We start from the raw sequence: 24373 nt of genomic DNA on the forward strand, positions 1-24373 counted from the left end.
CCATGAGCGACCAATACAAATATATTCTCGACGAGAGCAAGCTACCGAAAGCGTGGTACAACATCAACGCCGACCTGCCGGTTCCGCCCCAACCCGTCCTGCACCCCGGCACGATGGAACCCGTCACCCCCGACTTCCTCGGCGTCCTCTTCCCCATGAACATCATCATGCAGGAAATCTCCCCCGACCGCTGGATTGAGATTCCCGAACCCGTCCGCGACGTCTACAAACTCTGGCGGCCTACCCCCCTGTTCCGCGCCGTCCGCCTGGAGAAGATGCTCGACACCCCGGCCCACATCTACTACAAGTACGAAGGCGTCTCCCCGGTCGGCTCCCACAAACCCAACACCGCCGTCGCCCAGGCCTTCTTCAACAAAGAAGCCGGCACCAAAGCCCTGACCACCGAAACCGGGGCCGGCCAGTGGGGCAGTGCTTTAGCGATGGCCTGCAACTTCTTCGGCCTGGACTTGGAAATCTACATGGTCAAGGTCAGCTACCACCAGAAACCCTACCGGCGGATCATCATGGAGAACTTCGGAGCGGACGTCTACGCCAGCCCGACCGACCGGACGCAATATGGCCGGAGTGTCCTGGCCCAGACGCCGGACACGCCCGGCTCGTTGGGGATGGCGATTTCGGAAGCGGTGGAAGTGGCGGCGACGTCTAACGGGGCCAAGAAGTACAGTCTGGGGTCGGTGCTGGGGCATGTTCTGATGCACCAGACGGTCATCGGCCTGGAAGCATTGGAGCAGATGGACATGGCCGGGGAGTACCCGGACATGGTCATCGGCTGTGCCGGCGGGGGGAGCAACTTCGCCGGGTTCACCTACCCGTTCCTGTGGAAGAACTTCAGCGACGGGCGGAAGACGAAAGTGATCGCGGTCGAACCGGCGTCGTGCCCCAGCCTGACGCGGGGCCAGTACACGTTTGATTATGGGGACACGGCGGCGATGGCCCCCATCGTGAAGATGCATACGTTAGGCCATACTTTCATCCCGCCGGGGATACATGCGGGCGGGTTGCGGTATCACGGGATGGCGCCGAGCGTGAGCGCGCTGGTGGAGCACGGCGACATTGAAGCGCGGGCGGTGAAGCAATTGGCGACGTTTGAGGCGGCAGTGCAGTTTTCGAAGGCGGAAGGGATTATTCCGGCGCCGGAGTCAGCCCATGCGATTCGAGTGGCGATAGATGAGGCGTTGGCGTGCAAGGCGACAGGGGAGAAGAAGGTAATTGCCTTCAACCTGTCGGGGCACGGGCACTTCGACATGACGGCTTATGAAGCGTACCATCACGGGAAGCTGGAAGACTACGAGTATCCGCAGGCGATGGTGGATGAAGCGATGACCCACTTGCCGAAAGTCCCGGCGATGGCGGCATAGAAGAACGATTGGAGAATTAGAGAATTCTCCACGCGAAGCGTCTAATTCTCTGATCTCTAATCTCCAATCTCCAACCCATGACCGTCTCTCGTGACAACTCAAAAGCCGTCTATCAGGGCATTAAGGACTCCGGCGTCCGCTTTATTACGGCTTTGCCCGAAACGTGGCTAGTCTATCTTTTGCAATTAGCCGACGATGACCCGGAGATGTGTTTGTTAGAAGTGGCGAAGGAAGAAGAGGCCATCGGCGTTGCCGCCGGGGCGCATTTTGCAGGCAAGCCCCACCTCCTGCTCATGCAAAATCACGGCTTCCTGGCCAGCATCAACGGCATCGTGTCGCTGGCGATGTCGTATCGCGTGCCGCTGACGATGCTCATCGCCGTGCGCGGGCACTGGGGCGAGCCGTATCCCTGGCACACTCAGGGCGGCATTCACACCGAGCCGGTCCTGCGCGCTCTCGGCCTGCCGTTTGAATACGCCCGCGACCCGGCCAAAGTTGGCAAGCAGATCAAAGAGGCCGTTACCTTCGCCAACAGTTCGCTTTCGCCGGTAGCGCTTCTCCTCACCCGCGACCTGATGGAGGACTAGGCTTGGATCAGACCTCACAGGTCTTAAGAGACCTGTGAGGTCTGATCCGATTCGGAGGACGAATCATGAAACGCGCCGACTGCATCAAAGCGCTGTATCCCGAACTTGAAGATCGGCTGGTGGTCACCATCATGGGCGCGTGCGCTCAAGAGCTTTACGATCTCGGCCACCGCGAGAACTTCTTCTATCTCGAACACGCCATGGGCCTGGCTTCGTCCATCGGTTTGGGATTGGCGATCAGTTTGCCACACGAGAAAGTGGTGGTGATGGACGGCGACGGCTCGGTGCTGATGAATCTGGGCGGGCTGGCGACTCTGGCCCGCTACCGGCCTCCCAACCTCACCCATCTCATCTTCGACAATGGCAGTTTGCTCTCCACCGGCGGCTTCGCTTCCCACACCACCTCCGGCGTCACCGACTTGGCCGCCATTGCCCGTGGCGCCGGTTGCCCTAAAGTCTCGCTCGTCCAGACCGTGTACGAGTTTATGGAAGCCGCCGCCGACGCTTTTGAGGGGGACACAATGACGACCATCGTCGCTAAAGTTGAGGCGGTCGGCCCGGATCACTACGGCATGGACATGTCTTTGCCGGAGAATGGATTCCGGTTTGCCCGGTATATCAAAGAACGTCAAAAATAGGTTGTTGGGTGGTTAGATGGCTAGGTGGTTCGAGCCGCCTCCCAACAACCTAACCACCCAACCACCCAACAATCTAACCTGAGAAAATACTATGGCCCCCGTCACCGTCCTCTCGCTCCTCGTCGAAGAACTCAACAATGGCCGCGTCAAAGTGGTTGACCTGACTCAGCCGCTGGGCGAAGAAACGCCTGTTATTGGCCTGCCGCCCATCTTTGCCCCCTCGCCCGGCTTCAGCCGCGAAGTGATCTCACGCTACGACGACAAGGGGCCAGGCTGGTATTGGAACACGATTCATCTGGGCGAGCACACCGGCACGCACTTCGATGCGCCCATTCACTGGGTGACCGGCAAGGATTTGGCGAACAATTCGCTCGACACGATCCCGGCTCACAAGTTCATCGGCCCGGCTTGCGTGATTGACATGAGCAAAGAGTCGGCCATGTACGAAGACTTCCTACTCACCCGCGAGCAAGTGCTGGCCTGGGAGGGCGAGCACGGCAGGATTCCGGCGGGCGCGTGGGTGCTTCTGCGAACCGACTGGTGGAAACGAACCGACCCGGCCAGGTTCCTCAACGTGAAGGAAGACGGGCCGCACGCGCCGGGCTTCCACAAAGACTGCTCACACTTCCTGGCTTACGAGCGCGACGTGCTGGGCGTAGGTGTGGAAACAATTGGCACCGACGCCGGGCAAGCCGGCAAGTTCGACCCGCCGTTTCCGAATCACACCACCATGCACGGCGCGGGCAAGTTTGGACTGGCCAGCCTGCGCAACCTTGATCAACTGCCGCCGACGGGCGCAATCGTCATCGCCTCGCCGCTCAAGATTGTGGAAGGTTCCGGCAGTCCGCTGAGAGTGTTGGCGCTGGCTCCAGCCTGAGTTCAATTCCAAATGCCAATTCTTGAAGCCCGCATCGAAAGTTTCAAATACTTTGCCGCGCAACGACCTAGCCTGGGCAAAATTTCTCTCGATGTGGAGCCGGGCGAATTTATCATCCTCACCGGCCCGGCGGGCAGTGGCAAGACTACGTTGTGCTATGCGCTGACCGGCGTCATTCCTCATTCCATTGAGGGAACCTATGCCGGCCAGGTCAAGATTGACGGCCAAGAGCTAAACACCATGCGGTTGGCTCAAGTCTCCCGGTTGTGCGGCTTCGTCCTGCAAAGCCCGGAATATCAACTCTTCAACCTGACCGTCAAAGACGATGTGGCCTTCGGGCCGGAGAATATGACTCTCCCGCCGGGCGAAGTGTTGGCGCGCATTGCCGGTTCGTTGGCCCAAGTGGGGATGCAGGGCTTCGATGATCGCAACTCGGATTTGCTTTCCGGCGGGCAAATGCAACGGGTGGTACTGGCCTGCGTTCTGGCAATGCGCACCGATTTGCTGATCCTGGATCAGCCGACGGCCGAACTTGATCCGGTGGGCCGCAAACAGATCTACGATCATCTGCTTCAACTCAACCGGGATAAAGGCAAGACGATCATCGTTGCCGATGACCGATTGAGTGACGTGGCCCGCTACGCCAGCCGCATTGTGCTGTTGGAACACGGCGAAATCGTGCACCTTGACGAGCCTAAGGCTTTCTTTGCCGATCGGGCCGTCTTCACCAGCGGCCTCCGGATTCCGGCCCCGGCCCGCTTGCATCACTATCTGGAGTCTCACGGCTATCCACCCTGTCCGCTGGACTTGGACATTGCCGGCACGGCCGAGCAGTACCGGCCACTGCTTAATGGGTTGGCCCGGGAAATGACTGCGGCCCAACCGCCTCGCCCGGTGGAAACTGTTGCCCCGGCAGAAATCCAAATCGAGCGCTTGGCCCATGTCTATCCTACCGGTCAGACCGCGTTAAGTGAGGTGAGCCTGACTATTGGCCAGGGTGAATTTATGGCGATCGTCGGCGAGAACGGCGCGGGTAAGACGACACTGGCCAAACACCTCATTGGCCTGCTTCGCCCCACCAGGGGTCGCGTTTTATTGCAGGGCCGGGACATCGCGGCCTCCTCCATCGCCCGCCTTTCAGATCAAGTGGGCTATTTGTTTCAGGATCCGGACTACCAGATTTTCTCCAACTCGGTTTATGAGGAAGTGGCGTTTGCCTTGAAAATTCGCCGCGTGCCGGTCACCGAAATCAAGGGCAGGGTGATGGCCGTGCTGGAACAGTTGGGGTTGTCTGTCTACGCCGACACTCACCCCTACCGGTTGAGCCGTGGTCAGCGCCAACGTTTGGCGCTGGCTTCCATCTTTGTCCACAGCCCGCCGATTCTCGTCGTGGATGAACCGAGCACCGGTCTGGATTACGCCGAGACCCATGACATCATGCGCATGTTGGCCGACCGGAATCGCTCCGGGGCTACCGTCTTGATCATCACCCATGACATTGAGTTGGTGTTGCGTTACTCCCGGCGCTCGGTGGTGGTGTCGGGTGGCCGGATCCGGTTGGATGTGCCAACCGGGGAACTGCATCGTCACCTGGACGAATTGGACACAGCCGGTATTCTGATCCCCGATCAGTTTGAGTTGCTCAAGGCCCTCGATTTGCATACCCATATCACCAGCGTGCACGAGCTGGGGGACCTGATCTTGACTGCTCAGACCCGGGCCGGAGAAGGGAGATGAGCCTATTCGATTCAAATCGGTAAATGGATTTCGTCAAATCGTCGTTGCACTATTTCTTTTCAATAGTCGCCAGAGGAGGCAGACCATGACAACCGCAATGAACACTACGAAATTCGGCGGCGAAGAGCCGATCAGCATTGCTCAAAATAAATACTTTGACTTCAGCGTTAAATCGCTGGTAGGCGGCGTGATCCTGGGGGTGGTGATGACCATCATCAATGCCGGGATCATGGAGCGGGTAGACACAACCCTGACCGGCGGGACCTGGTTCCCGTTTGCAGGCGGCACTCACTCGATCGTTTCGATGTTATCGGCCATCTTCTTTGGCTTGCCTGGCGCATGGATCACCGGGCTGACCAATGCTCTGTTCGCCGTGGTCACGGGTAGCACACCGGTGGCCGGCGGGTTTATCTTCAACAACATCGTCTACCCGATCGTCGCCGTGTTCTTGACGCGCCGGTTCTCCATGCGCAAGTGGTGGCACTGGTTTGCCGTGCTCGTGCCTACTGTGTTTATTGGTTACGCGCCGATGACCTATTTCGTGCATACGATCTTTCAATTGCCGTGGGGCGTCACCATCCAGTTCCAGACCTACACCAACGTGGCCGCGATCATTTTGGCTGGTATTTTCGGCAAGCTGATCGCCGAAGGCATTCGCAAATCGGGTGTGGTCAACTGACACTCGTTACACTCGTTACACTCGTTGTACAATGAAGCCAGCGCCGGCCCGCACAATCAATGGCCGGCCTGGCTTAGTAAACGCTATGCCACTGATTACACCCTACACGTATAAGGATAATGTTGTTCACCGGCTGGACCCGCGCAGTAAACTGCTCTGGTTCCTGGCGATGATGATCCTGTCCATTGTCACCCGGCAACCGGCGCTCCTGGCGGCTGGCATTGGGCTGGTGATTCTGGTTTCGCTGGCGGCGGGGCTGGACATCCGGCGCTACTGGCCGCTGGCCCAGGCGATGATCCCGGTCACAATCGCCGTCGTGATCTTGCAGTTACTTTACGCGGACGGCCCGGTCTTTGCACGTCTCGGGCCGGCCGCTTTGCATCTCAACGGATTTGGCATTGCCTTCACCGTCATGTTCCGAATCATTTTTATTGTGACCGTGTGTTTGCAGTTCTTTATGTGGGTTCATCCGACCGATCTGGCCCTGACTTTTGTCGCCTTCAAACTGCCTTATCGCTACGCCCTGCTGTTTGGGTTGTCCTTGAGAACTTTCCCGGTGTTGGAACGTGAACTGGTCAGAATTTACGACAGCCAGGCGGCGCGTGGGTTGGAACTGGATGGCAGTTTGCGGAAGATCATCCGTCTGATTCCGGTGATGTTGCCTTTCGTCTTGCGGGCGCTTCGGCGCACGACCGAAGTTGCCATCGCCATGGAACTGCGAGCCTTTGGCCTCGATAAAACCCGCACCTATTTGCGCTCCATTCACTTCACTCGCAACGACTGGATAGCCTGTGTCTTGCTGATGACCGCTTGTCTCGGTTATCTCGTCTGGTATTCTCAGACTTTTTGAAACCCTTTTATCCCCAAGGAGAAAATCATGTCTTCTATTACCGATCTGCTTGCCGACCTGGCCTCGGGCAAGGTCAAAGTGGTGGACCTCACCCAACCTCTCGGCCCAGATACTCCGGTGATCGATCTGCCGCCGATGTTTGCGCCTTCACCCGGTTTGACTATGACCGAGATTTCGCGTTATAACGACAAAGGCCCGGGTTGGTATTGGAACACCCTCCACCTCGGCGAACACACGGGCACTCACTTTGACGCCCCGATCCACTGGGTCACGGGCAAGGATTTGCCCAACAATTCCACAGATACGATCGAACCGCGCCGCTTTGTCGGCCCGGCCTGTGTGATTGATGTCCGGGCCGAAGTAGCCAAAGACCCAGATTTCCTGCTGTCCATTGACGGCGTCAAAGCCTGGGAAGCTAAAAACGGCGCTATTCCGGCCGGAGCCTGGGTCTTGTTGCAGACCGGCTGGGCCAGCCGCGGCAACGACAAAGCCGCCTTCCTGAACGCCGACGGGGAAGGCCCCCACACGCCAGGTTTCCATCAAACCACCTCGGAGTTTTTGGCGAAGGAGCGTGATGTTCTTGGCGTTGGCGTCGAGACGATCGGCACCGATGCCGGGCAAGCCGGCAAGTTTAACCCGCCGTTCCCCAATCACGGCATCATGCACGGCAACGGCAAGTTTGGCCTGGCCAGCCTGTGCAACCTTGATCAACTACCGCCCACCGGAGCCATGCTCGTCACCGCGCCGTTGAAGATTGTGAACGGCTCCGGGAGTCCGCTGAGGGTGTTGGCGTTGGTTCCGGCGTAATTGCTGGCAGGAAATTTTCAACGCGAAGGCGCGAAGGACGCGAAGAAGAAATAGTAATCTTTGCGCTTGCCTGCCCCGCTTCTCTTTGCGGGGTTGCGTCTTGCGGTTAATGTGCTTATGAAAATTCTCTGCTCCGACTGCTCACGCGAAGTTCCATTTGGCGCGCTAGGCCGATGCTCAACCTGCGGCGGCATCCTACGACCCGACTACGACGGTGAAGCCGTCAACACCCTCCGAACCGTTCAACCCGGCCCCGGCCTGGATCGGTATCGCGCCTTGATGCCCGTCTCTTCGCCCATCCCGTTTCTGGGCGAAGGCGACACGCCGCTGATTCGTTCGCGCCGAATCGGGCTGGCGCTCGGACTCGAAAACCTGTACTTCAAGAACGAAGGTCGAAACCCAAGCGGCGCTTTCAAGGATCGGGCGGCGGCGCTGGCGGTGGCGCTGGCGATTGATGCTGAAACCAAAGGCATGCTCACTGCTTCGTCCGGCAACTCGGCCTCAGCCATCTCGGCCTACTGCGCCGCCGCCGGGCTGAAATGCCTCATCCTGCTCGAACCCGGCAACCCGCCAGCCAAACTGCGGCAGGCGCTGGCAACTGGCGCGCAGGTGCTTCCGGTCAAGGGCATCTTCGGGCAAGGGCCGGAGGCGCTTCGCAACCTGCTCACCGAAGTGGCGGCCCGGCTGAATTACTATCTTGGCTTTGTGTGGGCGCCGATCAATCCCTACATTCTCGAAGGCATCAAGACGATCTCGTATGAGATCGCAACTCGCCTGCCCGGCGCGCCGGATGTCGTCGTCGCCCCGGTGGGCGGCGGCGACATGTTCACCGCCCAGTGGCGGGGCTGGCTTGAGTTGAAGCGGGCGGGGGTGATCTCAAAGTTGCCGCGCATGATCGGCGTGCAATCGGTGAACGCGCCGCCACTGCTCGAAGCGTTTCGGGCTGAGGCGAAGCACGTTCCATCTTTACCTTACGCCAACTCAAAAATCTCCGGCATCAATGTCGCCTTCACTGGCGATCACGCGCTGGCGGCGGTGCGCGAGTCGGGCGGGGCGGTAATGGGCGTGAAGGATGAAGAGGTGATGGCGATGCAGGGCCGCCTCGGGCGCGAAGAGGGGATTTGGGTGGAACCGGCCTCGGCGGCGCCGGTGACGGCCATCCCTGAACTACTCACTCGCGGGTTGATTCAATCCCATGAGAAAGTCGTCTGTGTCTTCAGCGGAGCCGGGTTCAAAGACGCGCACCTGGCCGAGGCCGAAGCGGCGGCAATCAATCAAGGCGAGCCGGCCGGGTTTGAGGTTGAGGAAATCGTGAAGTTAGCGGGGAAGACAATGGGCGCATGAAAGCGCTTTGCCGCCGATTTGCTTCGCCACTCTTCGCGCTTCGGCCATTGTTTGATACGGCCCGTGCCACCGTCTCAGCCCGGCGGGCTTGCCGGCGTTTTGAGGGTGGCCCTGCCCATCTTTGCACCAGCGGCAGTCCGCCTTGTGGATGACGGCCATGAGAGCGCCTTTGTTATTTTCCACTCTCAGGTATTCATAAACGTAGTAAGTCATTCGTTCGGCGGGTAGTTCATCCCAGAGGCTACACCAACAATTCCTTATGCTTCATCAAACAATCCATCAGCACATCCACATCTCTCTGGTTGTTGTAGTAGTGCGGTGAGATTCGCAGGTTGTTGTCGCGGCTGGAAGTGACGACGCCGTCGGCTTCGAGACGCTTGACCAGCAAGTCCACCTTGCCCGAAGGGGAGCGCAGGCAGATCAGCGCCCCGTGTTTGGCCGGGTCGAGCGGAGTGACGAGGTTGAAGCCATGTTGCAGTGCGCCTTCTTTGATCGCGCCCGTGATCTCCTGGATGTGGCTTTCTATCTTCTCGATGCTCGCCGACTGGATGAGTTTCATTCCGGCCAGCCCGGCGTAAATGTTCGGCACGGGCGGCGTGCCGGATTCAAAGCGGCGGGCGGTGGGCGAGGGCGTGTTAGCGTAAATGTCCATGGCAAAGATGTTGGCCTGCGAGAACCAGCCCATCGTCGTCGGCTTCAGCCCCGGCACTAAATCTTTGCGGACAACCATGAAGGCCAGCCCGGCGGAGGCCAGCAAATACTTGAGCACGCCGCCCGCCAAAAAGTCCACCTTCAACTTCTTCACATCAATCGGCAGTGTGCCGAGCGCCTGATAAGCATCCAACAGCACCAGCGCGCCTTTACGGTGCGCCAGTTCGACGATGGCTGGCACATCCAGCCGCGAGCCGTTGCGGAAGCAAACGTGAGTAATGGAGACGATCCTGGTGCGCTCGGTGATGGCCGCCTCGAAGCGTTCCATCGGAATGATGTTGCCGGCGGCAGGCACGTGAACCACTTTTGCCCCGCGCTTCTCCTGAGCGTGCCAGATTTGGCCGATGGTGGGGAACTCGAAGTCGCTCATCACTACTTCGTTCCGTTGGCCGCTGAAATCGAGGGCGCTGGCGACGGCGCTCACCCCAGCCGACACCGAAGTGCAGTCGGCCACTTCGTTCGGGTCGGCGTTGATCAGGGCGGCGAACGCCTGGCGGGCGGCCTCACTCTTCTCCACCCACAATTCCCAGGGCGAGCCTTTCTCGTCCCAGTCGTTGAGGTAGGTCTGATAGGCACTCTGAACATCGGTCGAGAGCGCGCCCTGAGAACAGCTATTCAAATAGGTCTTCTTCTGAAAGATGGGAAATTTTTCGCGGAACGACATTGAGCTCCTTTGGAAGCCATGTATTACCACGAAGACACAAAGGCCCTAAGTTTCACCAAGACAACTTTGTGTAACTTGGTGTCTTCGTGACTTTGTGGTGGTTTGATTCTACCGCCCTAAATACGCTTTGCGCATCAACTCATTATTCAGTAGATTCTCAGCCTCGTCGGCCAGCACAACCCGGCCTGTTTGCAAAACGTAGCCGCGATTGGCAATCGAGAGGGCCATGCTGGCGTTCTGCTCGACGACGAAGATCGTCGTGCCCTGCTTGTTGATCTGCTGGATGATGTCGAAATTCTGCTCGACGAGGAGCGGAGCCAGGCCCATCGAAGGCTCATCCATGAGCAGGAGTTGTGGGCGGGCCATGAGAGCGCGGGCCATGGCCAGCATTTGTTGTTCGCCGCCGCTCATCGTGCCGCCGGCCTGGTTCAGCCGTTCCTTGAGGCGCGGGAAGAGTGTCAACACCCGCTCCAAATCTTCGTTGATGCCGGCCGGGTCTTTGCGCAGGTAAGCGCCCATCTGCAAGTTTTCCATCACCGTCATCGGGCCAAAGATGCGTCGGTTCTCCGGCACCACCGACATGCCGCGTTCGATGCGATACGAGGTGGTGCGCTCTTGCACCGGCTCGCCATGAAATTCGACCGCGCCGCTGGTGGGTTTCACCAAGCCTAGCACTGTCTTGAGAGTCGTCGTCTTGCCCGCGCCGTTGCCGCCCAGCAGGCACACAATCTCGCCCTCGTAAATCTCCATGTTCACATCTTGCAAAATGTGGCTGGGGCCGTAGTGAGTGTTGAGGTTGGTGAGGCGCAGAAGCGGAGTGGCCATAGGGTCGGTTGGTCGGTTGGTCGAGTGGTCAAGTAGTCAGATGGTCGGGTAGTTTTCGCATGACCATCCAACAGCCTTATTCATTTCGCCCGCGCGGCGTGTTTCCGGCCCAGGTACGCCTCAATCACGCGCTCGTTGGTCGCCACATCGTGATAAGAGCCTTCGGCGATCTTCTCGCCGTAATCGAGGGCGATGACGCGGTCGGAGATGCCTTCGACGACTTGCATGTCGTGCTCGATGACGAGGATGGTGTAGCCACCCCGCGAACGCAATTCACCGATGAGGTGGGTGATCTCCTGCGTCTCGTTCGGGTTCATTCCGGCGGCTGGCTCGTCCAATAGAAGAATCTTCGGCTCGGTGGCCATGGCCCGGGCCATTTCCACCTGGCGGCGGTTGGCGTAGGGCAGACTGTACACCAGCTGATCAAATGTACCGGCCAGCCGTTCGCCAAAGAAGCTCAACTTCTCCTCTGCCAGCGCCCGAATGCGATCCTCTTCACGCTTGAAGCTCGGCGTGCGAAAGACGATCTCCAGCAAATTGGCGTGGGTGCGCGAGTAAGCCGCCGACATCACGTTCTCGCGCACGCTCATGTTGAGGAACAGACGCAGGAGTTGGAAGGTGCGGGCAATGCCGTGTTTGCAGATCTGGTGCGGCTCGAGGCCAAGCAGGCTCTGGCCTTCAAAATTGATCTGGCCCTCGTCGGGCATGTAGATGCCGGTGATTAAATTGAAGACGGTCGTCTTGCCGGCGCCGTTCGGGCCGATGATGCTGACGATCTCGCCCTGATTAACTTCAAACGAAAAATTCTTGATGACTTGCAGGCCGCCGAAGTGTTTGGAGATGTTGGTGAATTCGAGAAGCGCCATCAAACGATCTCCACCTTGCGCTTGCCCAGCAAACCGTTGGGGCGGAAGATCATCAAAACCACGAGCAAGCCGCCAATGAGCAGGAGACGGGTGACGGCCGGTTCGGCGGCCAACCGCGTTTCCCAGACGAAGACGAGAAGATAGATCGCCGGAATGGTGAGGATCAATCGCAGGTTGCCCGGTTTCATGCGCGACAGGCCCAGCAGGGCTGGAATTGAAACGGCGAAAGCCACGTTGCCCGGCAGGAGCGGCTCCTTCAACAACAGAATCCATTGCTGGACGTAGATGCCAAATTGTTGCGAGGCGCGATCCAGGCCGGTGGAGATGGACTCGGCGGCGACTTCGATGGTGGGCGATGAGAGGAGATCAGGGATCGTCGCTCCGGCAATCCAGCGCACAACGAATCCCAATACAATGACACTCACCAACACGATCAGGCCGTTTCGTCTGGGCTTCATCAATAGCAACAGCCCCAACACCAGCGTGGCGTAAAAAAGCAGGCGCGATAATTCGGGGCTACGGAGAAGTTCGGGCGTGACGGCCAGCACCACCGCGCCCAGCACCGCGCCGCCCAGGTTGCTGATGCCGCCCAGCACCATCATGGCGTAAAGGGTGATCAGGATGTCGGTGCTGAAGTTTTGCGGGAACACGCTCCGTTGCCAGGCGGCAAAGATGCCGCCGCTGATTCCGGCAATGGCGGCCCCGCAGGAGAAGGCGAACAATTTTAGCCGCCGCGTCGGCATGCCCATCGTCTCGGCCGCCAGGGCGTCCTCGCCCATCGAACGCCAGCCCCGGCCTAAGTGTGATTGGTTCAGCCGGTGAACGATGATCAATACAATCGCCAGCCAGATCAGCAGGGCATAAAAATAGTGCGTGACGCTGGACAGTTGAAAACCGAAGAGGCCAAGTGGATCAAGTTTGACGATGCCGTTGGTGCCGCCGGTGACGTTGATAGAGCCGTCATACCAGGGCACTTCCACCCGGTCAAGGGTGAGGGCCAATTGGGCGAACACTACCCCAAAGCCCAGAGTCACAATTGCCAGGTAGTCGCCCAACAACCGCAATGACGGCGACCCCAGCAACAAACCAAAGACGATGCCTAACAAACCAATGACGGGCAGGCTGACCCAGGTGGGCCAGTGGATGCCAAATTGATCCGAGGACAGGATGGCGTAAGCGTAAGCGCCGATGCCGTAGAAAGCAATGAAGCCCAGATCGAGCAAACCGGCGTAGCCTACCACCACGTTGAGAGCCACCGCCAGCGCCGCAAACAGGCATACATTGCCGGCAATGCGGATCACATAATCGTTGCTGGTCAACAAATGGATAGCGGCGAAAGCCGCCAGCAAGACTAGAAACCGGGCCGTGACGGGCAGGGCATTCCAGCGCCCGATCATCTGCCCGACAACACTCGTCGGCTGGTTGCCCTGAGTCAACGGTTTGGCGGCCATGGTTACACCTTTTGAATGACAGCCGCGCCCAGCAGGCCGCGCGGGCGGATGAGCAAGATGACGATGAGCACGGCGAAGGTGATGACTTCCTTGAAGGCCGGGGCAATGAAGCCGACGGAGAAGGCCTCGACCAGGCCCAGCAACATGCCGCCCAGCATCGCGCCCGGAATGTTGCCGATGCCGCCCACCACGGCTGAGGTAAATCCTTTCAGTCCGGCGTTGAAGCCCATGGTGTGCCAGACCCGGGTGAAGACCAGCCCGGTGAGGACGCCCGCCGCCCCGGCCAGAGCCGAGCCGATGAAGAAGGTGAGGACGATGATGCGATCCACGTTCACCCCCATCGTGGCCGCCGCCTCGCGATCAATGGCGACGGCCCGCATGGCCCGCCCCAGCTTGGTGCGTCGCACCAGGTAGGTGAGGGCGATCATCAGCACCACCGCCGAGATGATGACCAGGGCGCGGGTGGCCGAAACATGCGCCGAGCCGAGGTCGAACCCGGCGGAAATGGGAATGATCTTCTCGGTTTTGTAAACGCGGAAGTTGGCGGTCAGAGTCAGTTGAATGGCGTTCTGGATCAGAATGGAAGTGCCCAGGGCGCTGATCAGCGGCGCGATGCGGGGCGCGTTGCGTAGGGGGCGGTAGGCAAACCATTCGATGCCGACGCCCAACAGGCCGCAACCGATCATAGCCGCCACCAGCATCAAAATGATAATCAGAGCCGTGGGCAGGAACGGCCCGGACGCGGGCAACAGCGCCGTGAGCACCCCAAAGCCAATAAACGCGCCAACCATGTAGACATCGCCGTGAGCAAAATTAAGAAGTTGAAGGATGCCGTAGACCATGGAGTAACCCAGGGCGATGAGGGCGTAAACACTGCCCAGAGTGAGGCCATTGACGATTTGTTGCGGAAGTTGGGCGAGGAATTGTTCCATGCAAAGGCGCGGTTGGTGTTGCTGGATTGTATAACGTATTGCGTATTCCGCAACTGCCCGATACGGAATACGCAATACGAAACACTGTTAGGTTGTGAAGGTTACGCTGGCGAAGTTCTCTTTACGGGAAGACCTGCTTGAACTTGCCGTCTACCACCTGCGAGATGAAGAACTGCGCGCCGGTGACTTCGCCGAACTCATCGAACGCGACCGGCACACCCAAAATGGAGGAAGCCATGTCGGTGTTGCCGACTTCAGCCAGCACGCCCTCGCGGGTCATGTTGCCGGCCTCGCTGGCGCGCACAGCGGCTTCAAGCACCACCAGAGTCGCCACGTAGGTGGGCGGGCCGAACGACCCCCAGGTGGGGAAGGCTTCGTCGGCGGCGGCAACCAAATCGGCCGCTTCGTCCACGCCATGAATGTCAGGAGCGAAGACGGAAGCATACGCGCCCTCGGTCGAGCCGCCGGCGTCGTCAATGTAGTCTTTCTGCGAGAAAAAGCCGTCGCCGCCGAAGACCGGGGCTTCAACGCCCTGTTCCTGCAACTGCCGGGCCAGCAGAGCGCCCTGCGACGGAACCTGCCCGGCCATGAACACCACGTCCGGCTTGAAACCCTTGATGGTGGTGACCAGCGCCGAGAAGTCGGTGTCGTTCTGAGTCACCGAAGCGCGGTCGGTCGTCACGCCTTTGGCGTCGAGCGTGGCCTGCACAATATCGGCCAGGGCCACACCGTACGATGATTGCTCGTCAATGACGTAGACGGTTTTGGCGCCAAGCACGTCGGCAATAAAGTTGCCGTCAGTCGGGCCTTGGACGTCGTCATTCGGCACAACCCGGAAGAACGAATTGAACGTCCGGTTGCCATCGGCGCCTTTGCCCAGGGTGGGGCGGGTGGCCGAAGCCGAAACGTGCACGAGGTTGGCGGCATTGAACAGCGGGGCGGTGGCTTCCACCTGGCCGGAGCCAGCCGGGCCGACGACGCCCAGCACGGTGGCATCGGCGATCAGGCGCTCGGCCACAGGCACAGCCTTGTCGGGCGTGATGTCGGTGTCTTCTTCCAGCAGGGTTGCGTTATAGTGGCCGCTCATCTCGCTATTGAAGTGCTCAACTGCGAGTCGGGCGAAGGCCAACTGTTCGGTGCCGAGGAAGGCCGCGCCGCCGGTGAGCGGCCCCATGAAGGCGATCTTGATCTCGACAACCGGAACCGCGGTCGGGGCCTCAGTGGGAACATCTGTTGGGGCAACAGTCGGGGGGGCAGCCGTGGGCGCCGGGGGCTGTGTGGCCGCCGGGGCTTCGGTGGTGGCCGGTGGCGTGCCACAGGCGGTCACCAGCAGGGCGATGACTGTCAGCAAGCCGAACAACGACAACATTTTATTCGAGCGTTTCATTTGATTCTCCTCCTAGAATTGGTAACAAAAATTTGATGGGTGTCCGCGTAAATTTCAATATCTTCGAATAGAGAATTCACCTCCTTTGATTGCGGTTACGCTATTCGCAAATCCTTACAAAGAGATTACTTGGCCGCCGTCACCAACTCGGCCTCGCTCTTTTGATCCTCGGGGCGATAGTTGGACGGATAGTTGATGATCTTATCCCACTCGTCAGCGGTGGAGCGGGCCACGAAAGCAGTGAGCGGCTCGTCGCCGATGTTGAAGACCTCGTGCGGCACGCCCGGCTCGATGTAGATAAAGTCGCCGCCCTCGTTGATGACCGAATACTTGAGATCGGGGCCGAAGTCGTGGCGGACTTTGCCATTGACGATGTAGAGCATCACTTCGAAGCCGTCGTGAATGTGGGCGTAGGCAATGGCTCCCGGTGGAACCGTCGCCACGTTGATGGACAGGTTCTTGGAACCGACGTTGCGGCCCGAAATGCCTTGCTGATACTGAATGCCGTTCCAGCCCCGGCGGAACTCCTTGCCGCCGCCGCGCAAGACCTTGATGCCCTCGTGCGCTTCGACCAGTTCGGGTTTGACTGAATCATCTTGTTTCATGGTGGGGTTCTCCTTGTTTTTAACAACGGATTCTCCGAATTTAACGGATCGATCTGCTGTTCTCAAACGATTTCCTTTACCGCGCTCAGCACGGCTTCAACATCCGGCGGGCCTTTTTCGATGATGTAGCTCTGGCGCACGATCCCGTCTCCATCCACGATGATGATGGCCCGGCGGCTGTATCCTTTATCGTCTCGCCAGAGGCTATATTGTTTCGTCGCCTCGCCTTTCGGGTGAAAGTCGGCCAGGAGCGGATAATCCAACCCGCCCAGCACGTTGGCGAAGGCGCGGTGCGAGTGGACGCTGTCCACGCTGAGGCCCAGAACCTGGGCATTGAGCGCCTCGAACCGAGACAGGTTTTCCTGGAACGAGGTTAGCTCGGTTCTTCAAGTGTCGGTAAAATCCAAAACGTAAAATGCCAGCACCACGGTTTTGCCTCGCAGGCTCGAAAGGCTCAACGGGCTTTGGCCGATGCTGGCCGGTAACGAAAAGTCGGGCGCGACTTGCCCGACGGCGATAATGGCATCTGTCATCATCACTCCAAATTTTTGTGTTACGGCAAATTTAGATTGCCACAGGGTAGGGGACATGATACACTCCTCCCCGCAAATTAGGCAAGCCGGACGGAAGAAGTCGGATTGGGGAGACTCGCATGATTTACAAGAATCTTGGCCGCACCGGGCTGAAGATTTCGGCGGTGGGATTGGGTTGCGGCAACTTCGGCGGGATCGGCAGTGCGCCCGCCTTTTTTGGAAAAGGCGAGTCGGAAGAAGAAGCTTTGGCCCTCATGGACGCCGCCTGGGAGATGGGCATCAACTGGTTCGACACCGCCAACGCCTACGGCGGCGGTCGTAGTGAAACTTATATCGGGAACTGGTTGAAGGCCAAAGGATCGAGAGTCCGCGAGCAGTTGGTGCTGAGTTCCAAAGTCTTCAACCCGGTGGGCGACGGCCCGAACGACTGGGGCCTCTCGCGGCGGCACATCCTGCAACAAGTCGAAGCCAGCCTCAAGCGACTCCATACTGACCACCTCGACATGTACCTGACTCATGAAACGCCCGATCCGGCCACGCCGTTGGACGAAACGTTGCGGGCGCTGGACGACTTGGTGCATCAGGGCAAAGTGCGTTACATTGGAGCCTCGAACATGCCGGCCTGGCTGATGACGAAGGCACTGTGGATCAGCGACAAGCACAACCTGTATCGTTTCGACTGGGTGCAGAACAACTACAGCCTGCTGGAGCGTGACGACGAAAAAGAGATGTTGCCGTTGGTGGCCGACCAGGGGCTGGGCTACACGCCATTTAGCCCGCTGGCTGGCGGCTGGCTCACCGGCAAATATAAAACCATGAGCGATTACCCGACCGGCTCGCGCATGACGCTGAGGCCCGAACCGTATTTGAAATTCCTGAAGCAGGAAACATTCGATGGCCTGGCTCGCTTGCAGGCCGAGGCCGAAAAACGCGGGGTGAGCCTGAGCGGCCTGGCGCTGGCCTGGGTCATGTCGCACCCGCTCGTCACTGCGCCCATCATTGGCCCGCGCAAGCCTGAGCATCTTGCGCCGGTGCGGGAGGCGTTGGAGGTGAGGTTGAGCGGGGAGGAACGCGATGTCATCGCTGGCCTGTTTCATTGAATCGTGAGAACGCAGAAGAGGCTCTTCCGTACTCAGCAGGATTATTGTCACCCTGAGGGCGTTCTTCCCGAAGAACCTGCCCTGAGCTTGTCGAAGGGGTCTCTGGGCTGGCCTTTGTGAGAGTCTGTATCGCTCATGAAGGGAAGCACAGAGATTCTTCGCTTCGCTCAGAATGACAGGGCCACCTTCTCTTCAAATCCGGGAGAGCCGCAAAGGCTAAATGGCGAAAGTAATTCAGGATGAGCGGATCGGCAAACTGGGCAAGCTGGCGGTTGGTTGTTCGGCGGCAGTTTTCGACTCCAACAAGCGGAAGATTTTGCTCGTGCGCCGCGCTGACAACGGACGCTGGGCTGTGCCTGGCGGATACATGGAACCGGGCGAAAGTGTGGCCGAGGCCTGCGCCCGCGAGGTGCTGGAGGAGACCGGCCTGCATGTTCGAGTGGACCGCCTGATAGCCGTCTACAGCACGCCGCATGTCTTGCTCGAATACCCTGACGGGAATCGTTTGCAGTTGGTGGTGTTGCACTTTGCCGCAGAACCCATTGAAGGCGAGTTGCAATTGAGCAAAGAAACGACTGAGTTGAGGTATTTTTCCCGCGAAGAGATTGAATACTTGAACGTCAGTGACATGGATCGCCAACGAATTACTGATGGGTTTGGCGAACAAACAGTTGCACTCATAAAGTAGTTCAGGAAACTCTTATGCCCAAACGCTACCACTTCATCCAGGCCGATGTTTTCACCGACAAGCCCTTTGGCGGCAACCAACTGGCCGTGTTCACCGACGCGCGCGGGTTGACGACTGGAGAGATGCAAGCCCTCGCCCGCGAGATGAACTATTCGGAGAGCACTTTCGTCCTGCCGCCCGAAATTCCGGGGGCGGTTAAGCGTGTCCGCATCTTCACGCCCGCTATCGAGATGCCAATGGCCGGGCACCCCACCGTTGGCACAACTTACGTTCTGGCTCAACGCGACGACATTCCACTGGCGGGCGACGTGACCGAGGCGACACTGCAACTCAACATCGGCCCGGTGAAGGTGGCGATTGAACGGCGGAACGGCGGCATCGGTTTTGTATGGATGACTCACCGTGAACCAGTCTTTGGCGAAGTGCGAACGGATCGAGATCGGGTGGCGAAGGCGCTCGGCATCGCCGCCGCCGATCTCGTCGAGCACCTGCCGATTCAGATTGTTTCGACGGGCGTGCCGTTTCTGTTTGTGCCACTGCGTTCGCTGGACGCGGCCCGCCGTTGCCGGGTTGACCCGGCGGCGTTGCGCGAACTTTATTCGGGCGAGCCGGTGATGGTCTATATGTTCACCACAGAGACGACGACACCGGATATTCAGATTCACAGCCGCATGTTTGCCCCGCACGTCGCCGACATCCCCGAAGACCCGGCCACCGGCGCGGCGGCAGGGCCGCTGGGCGCATATGTGGCGCGTTATCAAGTTCTGCCGCGCCAGCCTGAGATGCGCTTTATCATTGAGCAAGGGCTGGAGATGGGCCGCCCCAGCCAGATTCACGTTGAGGTGAAGACGCAGGGCGAAGCCATCGCCGGCCTTCGCATTGGCGGGCAGGCAGTGATCCTGGGCGAAGGCCACATTTTTTGGTAGGAGGCTATCATGCAAGTTCTCGTCATCAACCAATCCGAAGTGCCGCAATTGTTGCCCATGAACGAGTGCATGGCCGTGATGGCCGACGCCCTCAAAACGCTGGGACAGGGCAACGCCATTTTGCCTCTGCGCCCGGTGATGTGGTTGCCGGAGAAAGTGGGCGCGCTGGGCATGATGCCGTCTTATCTCGGCGACATTCAATCGTTCGGGCTGAAAGTGGTCAGCGTCTTTCCGGGCAATCACGGCACGGAGTACGACTCGCACCAGGGCGCGGTCATGGTGTTTGAGGCGAAGCACGGGCGTTTGCTGGCCATCGTTGACGCAAGCTCCATCACCGGCATTCGCACGGCGGCAGTGACGGGAGTAGCCACGCAACTGCTGGCGCGGGAAGACGCGGGCGACCTGGCGATTCTCGGCTCCGGCGTTCAGGCGCAGACCCACCTTGAGGCCATGATGCTGGCGCGCAAGATTCGGCGGGTGCGCGTGTGGAGCCGGAACGCCGACCATGCCCGCCAGTTCGCAGAGCGTGAGTCAAAGCGGCGCGGCCTCAGCATTGAAGTGATGGGGACGGTGAAAGAGGCGGTGATGGGCGCGGACATTATTTGCGCCACGACGGCCTCCCCGACGCCGATCCTGCTCGGCGAATGGATCGGGCCGGGGGCGCACGTCAACGCCGTGGGGTCGAGTGTCGCTTTCACCCGCGAACTGGACACGGCAGCCGTCGCCAAGTCAAAGTTATTTGTGGATCGGCGCGAGTCGACTCTGAATGAGGCAGGCGATTTTCTGTTCCCAAAGAAAGAGGGCGCGATTGGCGACGATCACATCAAGGGTGAGATCGGCGAGATTTTGCTGGGCAAGGTGAAAGGCCGCGAGTCGGCGGATGAGATTACTCTGTTCAAGTCGTTGGGCCTAGCCATTGAAGATTTGGCCTCGGCGCATCATGTTTATAAGAAGGCGCTGGAAAAGGGCGTAGGCCTGTCCGTCGAACTGGGGGGCAGCCGCCATGCCGCTTGAGCCGATTCCGCTGGCAGAGATTCGGGCCGCGCGTGAACACATCAAAGGCTCGGCCATTCGCGCGCCGCTCATTCGATTGAATATTGACGATGCGCCCGCCGAGATTTATCTCAAGCTGGAAAACCTGCAACCGATTGGCTCGTTCAAGTTGCGCGGCGCGGGCAACGCGATTGCGCTGGCAAGCAAGGAGCAGTTGGCGAAAGGCGTGTGGACGGCCAGCGCCGGCAACATGGCTCAGGGCGTGGCCTGGAACGCACGGCGGCTTGGCCTGCCCTGCACGGTTGTCGTTCCCGATCACGCGCCCGAGGCCAAGCTGTCGGCCATCACCCGCCTCGGCGGCAAAATCATCAAAGTGCCGTTCGACGAGTGGTGGCAGATCATCGTCACGCATAAGTTTGAAGGCATGGAAGGCTTGTTCCTTCATCCGGTGAGCAACCCGGCAGTGATGGCCGGCAACGGAACGATTGGCCTTGAAATTCTCGAAGACTTGCCGGACGTGAACGCCATCGTTGTTCCTTATGGTGGCGGCGGCCTCAGCAGTGGCATTGCCTCGGCAGTGAAAGCGTTGAAGCCGGACACGAAAGTGTACGCCTGTGAAGTGGAAGGAGCGGCGCCGCTCGCGCCATCGCTGGCCGCCGGGTCGCCGCAGAAGATTGACTACAAGCCCTCGTTTGTAGATGGCATTGGCAGTGGCAGTGTCTTGCCCGATATGTGGCCGCTGGTGAGCAAACTGCTTGATGGCTCAGTGGTGATGACGTTGGCTGAGGTGGCCGCCGCCCTCAAGTTGATGATCGAGCGCAACCGGGTCGTGGCTGAAGGCGCAGGGGCGACTTCGGTGGCAGCGGCCCTGAGCGGCAAGGCCGGGTCGGGCAAAGTGGTAGCCGTCGTGTCCGGGGGCAACATCGATTCGGCCAAGGTGGCGAAAATTTTGCAGGGCGAGATTCCTTGAAGCGCAAAGTTCTCTTTCTCTGCACCGGCAACTCTTGCCGCTCACAAATGGCCGAGGCCATCGTCAACGCCCGCCTCGGCGAGGAGTGGGAGGCCGTCTCTGCCGGGACTCATCCTGCCGGCTACGTCCATCCCAAAGCCGTCCAAGCTCTGGCCGAGCTTGGCATTGAACATCACGGGCGCTCCAAATCTGCGGACGAGTTTCTCAACGACCATTTCGATCTGGTGATCACCGTGTGCGACTCGGCGGCAGAAGAATGCCCGGCCTGGCTGGGGCCGGGCAGACGAGTCCACGCCGGCTTCCCCGATCCATTCGGTGCGAATGGCAGCGACGAGGAGGTGCTGGCGGTTTATCGGGCGGTGCGAGACGATATCGCCCGCCAAATTCCTCAACTGCTCCTTACTTGACCAGGATTCGTCGTTTGTCATGCCATAGAATGATATTCGGCACTTGAGGCCGAACCGGCGAAAGGGATAGAGTCAACGTCAAAATCGTGGGCCCTATCCCTTTTTGATTCATAGGATGAATACATCTATGCGCCGCATTCTTGCGCTTTTAATCCCTTTGCTTTTGGCAGGGTGCGCCGCGTCGGCGCCCTCAACCTCCCTCGTCAGCCTCTCTGAATTACGCCCCCTCCCGGCCAGCACAGCCAGCAGTGTTCTGCCCTTGCGCGTGGCCGTGGCCGCCGTCATCTCACCCAAAGGCACTGCCGAGAGCTACCAGCCTCTGCTGCGCTACCTCAGCCTCAAGCTGGTTCGCCCGGTGGAACTGGTGCAACGCCGGACTTATGCCGAAGTGAACGACCTGATTGAAAGCGGGCTGGTGGACGTGGCTTTCGTTTGCACCAGCGCCTACGTAGCCGGCCACGACAAGTTTGGCATGGAGCTGCTGGCCGCTCCGAAAGTGAACGGCGAAACATCTTACTATTCGGTTCTCATTGTGCCGGCCGCCAGCCCGGCGCAAAGCATGGCCGACCTGCGCGACCAAGTCTTTGTCTTCACCGATCCCATCTCCAACACGGGCCGAATCTACCCAACCTATTTGGTGCAGCAACTAAACAGCACACCCGAGAAATTTTTTGCCCGCACCTTTTTCACTTATAGCCACGACGACGCGATCTGGGCAGTGGCTGACGGGTTGGCCGACGGCGCGGCAGTGGACAGCTTGGTCTACGATTTTGCCGTTGCCCGCGATCCCGCTCTCGGCGAAAAGGTTCGCATCATTCATCGCTCGCCGCCGTTTGGCATTCCGCCCGTCGTCGTCAGCCCCGCCGTTCGCCCGCAACTCAAGGCCGAATTGCAGAGCATCCTGTTGAGCATGGCCGAAGACGCTCAGGGCCAAGCCGGATTACAGACGATGGGCGTAGATAAATTTGTCCTGATTGACGACGAGGCCTACGACTCTGTTCGTGAATTGTTGAGCTTTGTCGGCCCGGTCTCGCCATGAAGCACCCGTTCCTGCAACACTGGTTTGAACGCTTTTGGTCGGTGGCCGGGGCTGTTAGCGTTCGCACCAAGATTCTGGGCATTGTTCTGGGCCTGGTGCTGTTGCTGGGCCTGGGCGTCACAGCCCAGGTTCGGGCCACTCTGCTTCGAGCAATGGATGAGCAGTTGCAGGATCAGGCGATTTCGGTGACACGAGACCTGGCCGCTCGCGCTACTGATCTCATTCTCGTCAACGATCTTTACGCGCTTCATCAACTGTTGAGCGAGACTCAGGCTAACAACGCCAACGTTCGCTACGCCTTTATTGTGGACAACTACGGGCAAGTTATCGCCCACACCTTTGGCGACGGCTTCCCGGCTGGATTGCTGGAGGCCAACTCGGCCGGGCCTAATCAACATCATCAAACTACTATTTTGGACACGGATGAGGGTAAAGCCTGGGACACTGCCGTGCCGATCTTTGATGGGCGAGCCGGGGTAGCACGGGTCGGGCTTTCGGATGCCGGCATCCGGGGCGTGGTGGACACCGTCACTGGCCAACTCCTGCTTACTACCGTGATGGTGTCCGTCATCGGTATCACCGCCGCCGCCTTTCTCACCTGGGTTCTCACCCGGCCCATCCTTCAACTGGCCGGGGCCGCGCGGGCGGTGGGGCGGGGCGATCTTTCGCAACGTGTGCCGCGCTGGGCCGACGACGAGATCGGCGACTTGTCCGACTCGTTCAACACCATGACGGCGGCGCTGGCTCAGGCGGAAGAGGAGCGCGCCGAGCGCGAACAATTGCGGGCGCGATACGTGAGTGGCGTGATTGCGGCTCAGGAGGACGAGCGCAAGCGCATCTCGCGCGAATTGCACGACAGCACCAGCCAGTCGCTCACTTCGTTGCTCGTAGGATTACGAGCCTTAAGCAACAACTGCAACTTGCCGCTTGTTCAGCAACATGCCGAAGAATTGCGCGCCGTCGCCGCCTGCACCCTCGACGAAGTTCACAGCCTGGCTCGGCAGCTTCGGCCCAGCGTGCTGGACGACCTGGGCCTGCCCGCCGCGCTCGAACGCTACGTAGCCGATTGCCAACGCCGCTATTCATTGCATATTGATCTTGCCATGCGCGGGCTGGCAGAGCGTTTGCCGGCGGCAGTAGAAACCGCGCTTTACAGGATCGTGCAGGAAAGTTTGACGAACGTGGCCCGCCATGCGCAGGCCGGCACCGCCAGCGTGCTGGTCGAAAGGCGCAACGGCACGGTGCGGGCCGTCGTCGAAGATGACGGGTGTGGGTTTGACCCAGAGACGGCTGGCAAAGTAGAACAACGGTTGGGTCTGTATGGAATCCGCGAACGCGCCGAATTGCTGGGTGGCAAGTTGACGATTGAATCGGAACC

At 59.5% G+C, this 24373-nt stretch carries 27 protein-coding genes; 17 read left to right on the forward strand and 10 right to left on the reverse strand.

Going from position 1 to position 24373, the window contains the following annotated elements; all coding sequences use genetic code 11:
* The first annotated feature begins 2 nt into the window (after positions 1-2).
* The 9 genes from HYZ49_07405 (at position 3) to thrC (ending at position 8898) form a co-directional block, all read left to right on the forward strand.
* Positions 3-1379 (forward strand): TrpB-like pyridoxal phosphate-dependent enzyme, encoded by a 1377-nt coding sequence (locus HYZ49_07405; GenBank protein MBI3242102.1) that lies wholly within the window; start codon positions 3-5, stop codon positions 1377-1379.
* A 77-nt stretch (positions 1380-1456) separates the two neighbouring features.
* On the forward strand, positions 1457-1966 hold the full coding sequence (locus tag HYZ49_07410; protein MBI3242103.1) for a sulfopyruvate decarboxylase: 510 nt from the start codon (positions 1457-1459) through the stop codon (positions 1964-1966).
* A 65-nt stretch (positions 1967-2031) separates the two neighbouring features.
* Positions 2032-2604, forward strand: a complete 573-nt coding sequence (locus HYZ49_07415; GenBank protein ID MBI3242104.1) for a thiamine pyrophosphate-binding protein — start codon at positions 2032-2034, stop codon at positions 2602-2604.
* A 91-nt stretch (positions 2605-2695) separates the two neighbouring features.
* Complete coding sequence (locus HYZ49_07420) at positions 2696-3481, forward strand: cyclase family protein (GenBank protein ID MBI3242105.1); 786 nt, start codon at positions 2696-2698, stop codon at positions 3479-3481.
* A gap of 12 nt (positions 3482-3493) precedes the next feature.
* Positions 3494-5218 carry an ABC transporter ATP-binding protein gene (locus HYZ49_07425; GenBank protein MBI3242106.1) on the forward strand — a complete coding sequence of 575 codons (1725 nt, stop codon included), beginning with the start codon at positions 3494-3496 and terminating at the stop codon, positions 5216-5218.
* A 97-nt stretch (positions 5219-5315) separates the two neighbouring features.
* Positions 5316-5897, forward strand: a complete 582-nt coding sequence (locus tag HYZ49_07430; GenBank protein ID MBI3242107.1) for a hypothetical protein — start codon at positions 5316-5318, stop codon at positions 5895-5897.
* 85 nt (positions 5898-5982) lie between these two features.
* Positions 5983-6747 (forward strand): energy-coupling factor transporter transmembrane protein EcfT, encoded by a 765-nt coding sequence (locus HYZ49_07435; GenBank protein MBI3242108.1) that lies wholly within the window; start codon positions 5983-5985, stop codon positions 6745-6747.
* Between the two features lie 27 nt (positions 6748-6774).
* Entirely contained in the window at positions 6775-7554 is a 780-nt protein-coding gene (locus HYZ49_07440; protein MBI3242109.1) for a cyclase family protein, read from the forward strand.
* A 117-nt stretch (positions 7555-7671) separates the two neighbouring features.
* Positions 7672-8898, forward strand: a complete 1227-nt coding sequence (gene thrC / locus HYZ49_07445) for a threonine synthase (protein MBI3242110.1) — start codon at positions 7672-7674, stop codon at positions 8896-8898.
* On the opposite strand, the gene HYZ49_07450 is transcribed toward thrC, so the two are convergent.
* The 10 genes from HYZ49_07450 to HYZ49_07495 all read right to left on the reverse strand — a co-directional run bounded on the left by HYZ49_07450 (position 8872) and on the right by HYZ49_07495 (position 16929).
* Complete coding sequence (locus HYZ49_07450) at positions 8872-9111, reverse strand: hypothetical protein (GenBank protein ID MBI3242111.1); 240 nt, start codon at positions 9109-9111, stop codon at positions 8872-8874. The genes thrC and HYZ49_07450 overlap by 27 nt on opposite strands.
* A 28-nt stretch (positions 9112-9139) precedes the next feature.
* Entirely contained in the window at positions 9140-10273 is a 1134-nt protein-coding gene (locus tag HYZ49_07455) for an aminotransferase class V-fold PLP-dependent enzyme (protein ID MBI3242112.1), read from the reverse strand.
* A gap of 108 nt (positions 10274-10381) precedes the next feature.
* Positions 10382-11098 carry an ABC transporter ATP-binding protein gene (locus HYZ49_07460; protein MBI3242113.1) on the reverse strand — a complete coding sequence of 239 codons (717 nt, stop codon included), beginning with the start codon at positions 11096-11098 and terminating at the stop codon, positions 10382-10384.
* An 80-nt stretch (positions 11099-11178) separates the two neighbouring features.
* Complete coding sequence (locus HYZ49_07465) at positions 11179-11964, reverse strand: ABC transporter ATP-binding protein (GenBank protein MBI3242114.1); 786 nt, start codon at positions 11962-11964, stop codon at positions 11179-11181.
* Positions 11964-13415: a branched-chain amino acid ABC transporter permease gene (locus tag HYZ49_07470; protein MBI3242115.1), complete on the reverse strand. Its 1452-nt coding sequence runs from the start codon at positions 13413-13415 to the stop codon at positions 11964-11966. Before HYZ49_07470 ends, HYZ49_07465 begins: the two co-directional genes overlap by 1 nt.
* 2 nt (positions 13416-13417) lie before the next feature.
* On the reverse strand, positions 13418-14347 hold the full coding sequence (locus HYZ49_07475; GenBank protein ID MBI3242116.1) for a branched-chain amino acid ABC transporter permease: 930 nt from the start codon (positions 14345-14347) through the stop codon (positions 13418-13420).
* 121 nt (positions 14348-14468) lie between these two features.
* On the reverse strand, positions 14469-15734 hold the full coding sequence (locus HYZ49_07480) for a branched-chain amino acid ABC transporter substrate-binding protein (protein MBI3242117.1): 1266 nt from the start codon (positions 15732-15734) through the stop codon (positions 14469-14471).
* A 125-nt stretch (positions 15735-15859) separates the two neighbouring features.
* Positions 15860-16339, reverse strand: a complete 480-nt coding sequence (locus tag HYZ49_07485; protein MBI3242118.1) for a cupin domain-containing protein — start codon at positions 16337-16339, stop codon at positions 15860-15862.
* A 62-nt stretch (positions 16340-16401) separates the two neighbouring features.
* Positions 16402-16695 carry a redoxin domain-containing protein gene (locus HYZ49_07490; protein MBI3242119.1) on the reverse strand — a complete coding sequence of 98 codons (294 nt, stop codon included), beginning with the start codon at positions 16693-16695 and terminating at the stop codon, positions 16402-16404.
* Between the two features lie 30 nt (positions 16696-16725).
* Entirely contained in the window at positions 16726-16929 is a 204-nt protein-coding gene (locus HYZ49_07495) for a redoxin domain-containing protein (GenBank protein ID MBI3242120.1), read from the reverse strand.
* A 62-nt stretch (positions 16930-16991) separates the two neighbouring features.
* Between HYZ49_07495 and HYZ49_07500 the strand changes: the two genes are divergently transcribed.
* The 8 genes from HYZ49_07500 to HYZ49_07535 form a co-directional block, all read left to right on the forward strand.
* Positions 16992-17972: an aldo/keto reductase gene (locus tag HYZ49_07500; GenBank protein ID MBI3242121.1), complete on the forward strand. Its 981-nt coding sequence runs from the start codon at positions 16992-16994 to the stop codon at positions 17970-17972.
* A gap of 220 nt (positions 17973-18192) precedes the next feature.
* Entirely contained in the window at positions 18193-18660 is a 468-nt protein-coding gene (locus HYZ49_07505; GenBank protein MBI3242122.1) for an NUDIX domain-containing protein, read from the forward strand.
* Positions 18661-18674: 14 nt separating this feature from the next.
* The gene (locus tag HYZ49_07510; GenBank protein MBI3242123.1) at positions 18675-19586 is read left to right on the forward strand and encodes a PhzF family phenazine biosynthesis protein; all 912 of its coding nucleotides are present in this window, start codon (positions 18675-18677) and stop codon (positions 19584-19586) included.
* Positions 19587-19595: 9 nt separating this feature from the next.
* Entirely contained in the window at positions 19596-20600 is a 1005-nt protein-coding gene (locus HYZ49_07515) for an ornithine cyclodeaminase family protein (GenBank protein MBI3242124.1), read from the forward strand.
* Entirely contained in the window at positions 20590-21549 is a 960-nt protein-coding gene (locus HYZ49_07520; protein MBI3242125.1) for a threonine/serine dehydratase, read from the forward strand. The genes HYZ49_07515 and HYZ49_07520 overlap by 11 nt, the downstream gene beginning before the upstream one ends.
* Positions 21546-21956, forward strand: a complete 411-nt coding sequence (locus HYZ49_07525) for an arsenate reductase ArsC (GenBank protein ID MBI3242126.1) — start codon at positions 21546-21548, stop codon at positions 21954-21956. Before HYZ49_07520 ends, HYZ49_07525 begins: the two co-directional genes overlap by 4 nt.
* Before the next feature lie 127 nt (positions 21957-22083).
* A complete protein-coding gene (gene phnD, locus HYZ49_07530) occupies positions 22084-22995 on the forward strand; it encodes a phosphate/phosphite/phosphonate ABC transporter substrate-binding protein (protein MBI3242127.1) in 912 nt (303 codons plus the stop codon).
* Positions 22992-24373 (forward strand): HAMP domain-containing protein (locus HYZ49_07535; protein MBI3242128.1); only part of this gene is annotated, 1382 nt, incomplete at its 3' end. The genes phnD and HYZ49_07535, both read left to right, overlap by 4 nt.

The sequence above is a fragment of the Chloroflexota bacterium genome, assembly GCA_016197225.1.
Lineage (GTDB): Bacteria > Chloroflexota > Anaerolineae > Anaerolineales > VGOW01 > VGOW01.